Source organism: Oleiagrimonas sp., from assembly GCF_027858935.1.
Taxonomy (GTDB): Bacteria; Pseudomonadota; Gammaproteobacteria; order Xanthomonadales; family Rhodanobacteraceae; genus Oleiagrimonas.
Map to the genome: position 1 here is coordinate 1 of NZ_JAQIBU010000063.1, position 4,535 is coordinate 4,535.

Consider the following 4,535-nt stretch of genomic DNA (forward strand, 5'->3'; position numbering starts at 1 on the left):
AAGGTTCATCGCGGAATGCCGGGGAAGGCGGCACGGATTTTCAGGAAGAAATATTCCTGATCTCGGTAGCCGTAAGCTCGGCGCTTGATGACTTTGATGGTGTTGTTGATGCCTTCAACGATGCTGGTGTTGAGCGGGTGCCGGCATCGGGAAAGGATGCCGTGCAGATAGGCCTTGAGCCGTTGCGCGAATAGCGCCAGCGCGGCAATGCCGCTGCTTTGGGCCTGCTCGAGCCAGTGCTCCCACGCTTGCTTGGCCCAGTCTGGCCGGCGGTAAAACCACAGCCGTTTCAGCTCGTCGCGCATGAGATAAGCGGTGAGCAGCGGTTGATTGGCCCGCAGCAACTCCTTGAGCTGCACAGCCTGAGAAGGTGCCAGGTTGCCCGGGTTGCGCAGCAGCAGCCAACGGCTGGACTTGATCACGCGACGCGTAGGTTGGTCATGGCGGAGCTTGTTCGCCTGGTCGACGCGGACACGGTCGATGACTTCGCGCCCGTACTTGGCCACGACGTGAAACAGGTCGAAGACCACCTCGGCGTTGGGGCAGTGGGCCTTGATCTCCAGTTCGTAGGCCGTCGTCATGTCCATCGCCACCGCCTGGATCTGCTCGGCCACGCCTGCGGGTAGCTGTTCAAAGAAGGCCCGGGCCGTCTCCCGTGATCGGCCCTGACCGACCCAGAGCACCTGGCGGCTGATCGGATCCACCACGACGGTGGCATACCGGTGGCCCTTATGCAGTGCGAACTCATCCATCGCCAGATAGCGAATCTGGCTCCAGTCGGGCTCCCGTACGCTGCTCTGCAGTGCCGCCTTGTCCAGTGCCTTGACCGTGTGCCAGCCCAGCTGGAAGAAACGGGCCACCGCCAGGATGTTGCTGGAAAGAAGCAACTGGCTTACCGCCTCGGCCAGTCGGTCAGTCACCCGCTGATAGCGGCCCAACCAGCTCAGCTTCTCCAGACGCGGGCCGCCGCAGCGCTCGCACCACACCCGTCGCCGGGGCACCACCAGCACGACCCGTAGCGCAAACAACGGCAGGTCGCGAACCCGGCGAATGGTCGTCTCGTGCACCTGCCGACACCGGCTGCCGCAATGCTCGCAATGCATCGTCTTGGCGGACGGCTTCAGATGAATCATCACCGTGCGGCTGTCGCCCTCCGGCCACATGATCCGCTCCACGCGGTAGCCCTTCCAGCCACCCAGCGCCTCAATCGTCTTCCGATCCAGCATGGAACACCCCTTATACCCCTCTTGAGAGGTCTAAGGTATCGACGCAAGGGAAGAAGCTCCACGGAAACCCGCGAAGAACCTAAAAAAAGGGGGGCGGAGGCAACTGGATTTGGTTGATTTCTGCCGTCCCCTTTGAGGTCGATGGGGTTGAAATGACACGCCCCTTTTTTGATTTTTGTTGCTCGCGTTTCCGACTATCCGTCCGACGCCTCCAGCTTGCCGGGCTTGGGCTCGGAGCTGGATGCGCTGGGGATGAGGTTTAAATCCTTCAGTTTCTTTTCGAGGGTGTTGATGCGTTCGTGGTTCTTGAGGCTGAAGAACAGCGCCGATCTCCCGAAAGTCAAGCCGATGATGCCGAAGGTATCCATGTGTCTGCTCCGTGGTGGGGCGGGCGGTTGTTTGATGTCCCGATGGCGTGTTATGGGTGGCGGTGATTCATGTGTCTCGACATGCGGACAAAGAGTGCGAAGGTCATTGAATCTGGAGAACTCCCTTCGTGCCTATGGGCAGGGCTAGGCGCACGCCTGGCGCAACGGAATCGCGGTACGCAGCGTGATGCTGATGGAGACGGCCATGGCAGTCTGGAAATACAGGCTCATGACGATGGCGTCGAAGTTCTGCAGACCGAGGACCGCATTCATCGCGTGCAGAAGCATGTAGGTGCTGAAGGCGATGCTGATCACCGCCAGGACGGTCAGTTGCGCGCCGATGCTGCGGTTGCGGGCTTCCGGGTTGGGCTGCGGAGTGAGGCTGCGTCCGCGCAGTTTCCACCAGCCGAGCAGGGCCAGCAGGCCGTTGGTCACCAACACGGTCAGGTTCCTGGCCAGGGTGCCGTGACCGAGGTCGAAGTCGTGCAGGTACAGGTCGCCGAGCACGGCGAGCGCCAGCATGACCATGGCCAGCGCCAGCAGCCACCGAGGCATGAAGTCGAACAGGCGGCGCGGCTGCAGGCTGGCACTGCGCCGTTTCTCCGGGCGCAGCTCGCGCAGACGGCGGAACAGGCTCAGGCAGAACAGGTCCATGAGCAGCATCGGCAGGAACTGCACACCGCCGAAGAACGCCGGCCAGGACTCCGGGATCGGCGAATCGGTTGCGTGCACCCGGTAAACGATGACCAGCAGTACGAGACCCATCAGCGAAAGCAGCCGGTTGAACCACGCGAATAGGACCAGGCCGGTGCGGTAGGCGGACAACGGACGCGGGTGCAGCTGTGGATCGGTCAAAGCCGGGAAGTCATCCAGGACCCGGAGCAAGCGGCGCCTGACCAGGTACGGGACGATCGCCGAGATCAGCAGGACCTGGGCAAGAAATACGATGTAGAAGAGGATATTCATGCACTCTTGACTCCGTTGTGTCGCATGTTCATGACTTCGTTGAAGGCGATGCGGATCTCCGAGTCGGTGGCTCCGGCTTCACGCAGGGCATGAATGGTTTTTTGCAGGGCGTCGCGCACCTGAGCGGGCAGGTCGAACGTGCTGTTGGAGCGTGCATCGGGATGCACGAAAGTACCCCGGTAGCCGCGGGTCTGGATCACGGCGTCGCGCTCGAGCAGGCGGTAGGCCTTGGCGACGGTCTTGTTGTTGAGGTCCAGGTCCCCAGCCAGCTGGCGGATCGAAGGCAGGGCATCGCCGGCGCGCAGCTTGCCTCCCTGTACCGCAGCCTTGATCTGCGAGATCAACTGCGCAAACAGCGGTTCGGGATCGTCGATGTTGATGCTGATGTCCACGTTTGGTGATCCATATGTACCATATGTACCATATGTGCGAATGGTACATATGGATCATGGCGTGCACAAGTGCAGTTTCAAAAGAATGCCAAGGGCCCTATTTCCGGGAAACCAACAGTTGAGGAGGATGCTGAGGTGGCGCGTGGAAGAGGGCGGAGGGACTTCAAACGGGAGCACTGCTTCGGACACCGTTGATCCCCCGGCAGGTGCTCGGAGATGAGGCACTGGGCTTCGCTGCTCCAAGGTCGCGCTGTTGCTGCAGGTCAGCGCTTGTTCCCTTGTATTTTTCGTGGTCGAGAAGAATGCAAGCCGGCTGTTGCCGCGCTGCACGACGCGTTGCGCTATGCCAAGCAGAACGATTCTGGGTCGGCGGTCCAGGCACGCAGCATGTCTGGGGTATGATCGGGAGGCGATCGCCGCACCCTTACACGCGAGTCCGTTGCGGACACCACAGGTGCGTCGGTGAAAGTGAACCGGGCCCTGCTCACAATTGTCCATTGCACCAGGCATGGGTCGGTGAACCGGATCCCGTTCGCAATCAACTTAAGGATTACCCGGAGAATTTGCATGGGCACAGCACGCTCTGTTCCTTCAACGTGGGTGCTCAGCATCCCTGTGGCCACTTTCGGCATGGTGGCCGGTTTCATCATTGTGACGCTGCCGCAGATCCTTGCCGCGCAGCACGTGCCCGGGGGCCAGATCGCGGTCGCGGTAGCCGTGATCACCTCGCCTGGTTTCTGGGTATTCCTGATTGCACCAATCCTCGATGTTCGCTTCCGGCGCCGCAACTATGCGTTGGTCTTCGGCCTGATCGCCGTGACCGCCACGGCGATCACGGTGTTCTACCACCCTGCGAAACTGGAAATCGAGGCCGTCATGGTGTTGGGTTATCTGTCCATCGCCCTGTACGGGGCGGCTGTCGGAGGATGGACAGGGGCCCTGATTGAAAAGGATCAGAACAGCCGGCTGGGTGCATGGAACACCATCTTCAACATTTGCAGCGGTGGTCTCGGCGTGCTGATTTCCGGCTTCGTCACGCAGCATTTGTCCCATGGACGGGGCGCCATACTGATCTTCCTGATCTTCCTGGCCCCCATGGCGTCGTTTTTCTTCATTCCTGCCCCAGAGGCAGACGACACCCTGGCCAGCGAGAGCTTCCGTCGGTTCGGCCACGACCTTGCCGTGCTCTTCGAACGGCGCGAAGTCCTCGTGGCTCTGGCCATGTTCATCCTGCCATCCGCATCGTTTGCGCTGACCAATACGCTGGGTGGCTGGGGCGGTAATTTCCACGCCAGTCCCGCCACGGTCAGCCTGTTCGGGGGGATGGGCAGCATCCTGGCCGGTATCGTCGGCAGTTTTCTGATCCCGCCCATCGCCAGGAAATTCAAGCTGCGGCCGATGTATCTTGCCATTGGCATCATCGGTGCCTGTTTCACGCTCAGCATGTTGCTGCTGCCGCGCACGCCGGTGGTCTATGGACTGATCTTCCTTGGCGAAAACATTTTCCAGGCGGCGTCCTTCGCCACGGCTTTCGCGATCGTTTTCGACGTGATCGGCAAAGGCAACCCGCTGGCGGCCACCAT

The 4,535-nt window shown here is 61.0% G+C and carries 5 protein-coding genes; 1 reads left to right on the top strand and 4 read right to left on the bottom strand.

Annotated features, from left to right (window positions below; all coding sequences use genetic code 11):
* Positions 1-5: 5 nt before the first annotated feature.
* The 4 genes from PF446_RS02515 to PF446_RS02530 form a co-directional block, all read right to left on the bottom strand.
* Entirely contained in the window at positions 6-1,226 is a 1,221-nt protein-coding gene (locus tag PF446_RS02515; protein WP_298069376.1) for an ISL3 family transposase, read from the bottom strand.
* A gap of 194 nt (positions 1,227-1,420) precedes the next feature.
* Positions 1,421-1,594: a hypothetical protein gene (locus PF446_RS02520; RefSeq protein WP_298069378.1), complete on the bottom strand. Its 174-nt coding sequence runs from the start codon at positions 1,592-1,594 to the stop codon at positions 1,421-1,423.
* A gap of 144 nt (positions 1,595-1,738) precedes the next feature.
* Complete coding sequence (locus PF446_RS02525; protein ID WP_298069379.1) at positions 1,739-2,560, bottom strand: hypothetical protein; 822 nt, start codon at positions 2,558-2,560, stop codon at positions 1,739-1,741.
* The gene (locus PF446_RS02530) at positions 2,557-2,952 is read right to left on the bottom strand and encodes a GntR family transcriptional regulator (RefSeq protein WP_298069381.1); all 396 of its coding nucleotides are present in this window, start codon (positions 2,950-2,952) and stop codon (positions 2,557-2,559) included. The genes PF446_RS02525 and PF446_RS02530 overlap by 4 nt, the downstream gene beginning before the upstream one ends.
* A 567-nt stretch (positions 2,953-3,519) precedes the next feature.
* Between PF446_RS02530 and PF446_RS02535 the strand changes: the two genes are divergently transcribed.
* Positions 3,520-4,535, top strand: a 1,016-nt coding sequence (locus PF446_RS02535) for an MFS transporter (protein ID WP_298069384.1), incomplete at its 3' end; no start/stop codon positions are given.

What these genes read in the sequence shown, in the direction of transcription:
- PF446_RS02520 (WP_298069378.1), bottom strand. Translation starts at nt 1,594, where the DNA reads ATGGATACCTTCGGCATCATCGGCTTGACTTTCGGGAGATCGGCGCTG.
- PF446_RS02525 (WP_298069379.1), bottom strand. Translation starts at nt 2,560, where the DNA reads ATGAATATCCTCTTCTACATCGTATTTCTTGCCCAGGTCCTGCTGATC.
- PF446_RS02515 (WP_298069376.1), bottom strand. Translation starts at nt 1,226, where the DNA reads ATGCTGGATCGGAAGACGATTGAGGCGCTGGGTGGCTGGAAGGGCTAC.